The 766-nt window shown below is 46.7% G+C and carries 1 protein-coding gene; it reads left to right on the top strand.

Translation table 11 applies throughout. The features are described 5' to 3' along the window. Positions 1–204 precede the first annotated feature (204 nt). Positions 205–766: azurin (gene azu / locus ACTHUM_RS16225; RefSeq protein ID WP_440403452.1), on the top strand; the 562-nt coding region annotated here is incomplete at its 3' end.

Raw genomic sequence — 766 nt, 5'->3', positions numbered from 1 at the left:
GAAAGTATCTGTTTTCTTTTAGGTAAACTGATGTAAACTTGGCTTGAAACTTTGATTTCGTGTGAAGTTTGTAGCAAAATAACGCCTGAATTTCACATCACGCTATGCGGATAAATTTTAGTTTGGCGTTTGCCTTTTATTAATATATTCGTGTGGTGCTATTAATAGAACTTAACAAAACTCTCATCATTAGGAGATACATCAATGAAAGCTTATCTGGCTCTGATTTCCGCTGCCGTTATCGGCTTGGCTGCATGCTCTCAAGAAGCTGCAAAACCTGCTGAAGCCCCTGCTGCTTCCGAAGCTGCCCCTGCAGAAACTACTGCACCTGCTGATGCAGCTCCTGCTTCTGAAGCCGCTCCAGCCGACGCTGCCGCTGCTCCTGCTGCCGGCAACTGCGCGACTACTGTTGAAGCCAACGACGCTATGCAGTTCAACACTAAAGAAATCCAAGTAAGCAAAGCTTGTAAAGAATTCACCATCACCCTGAAACACACCGGTACCCAACCTAAAGCCAGCATGGGTCACAACATTGTAATCGGTAAAACTGAAGACATGGACGGTATTTTCAAAGATGGCGTTGGCGCAGCTGACACTGACTACGTTAAACCTGACGACGCACGCGTTGTTGCCCACACCAAACTGATCGGTGGCGGTGAAGAATCTTCTTTGACTCTGGATCCTGCCAAACTGGCTGACGGCGAATACAAATTCGCTTGTACCTTCCCAGGTCACGGCGCTTTGATGAACGGTAAAGTTACTTTGG

Source organism: Neisseria sp. P0021.S006, from assembly GCF_051956895.1.
The sequence above is the reverse complement of the archived record's forward strand: the minus strand, read 5'-3'. Positions and strand labels throughout refer to the sequence as shown.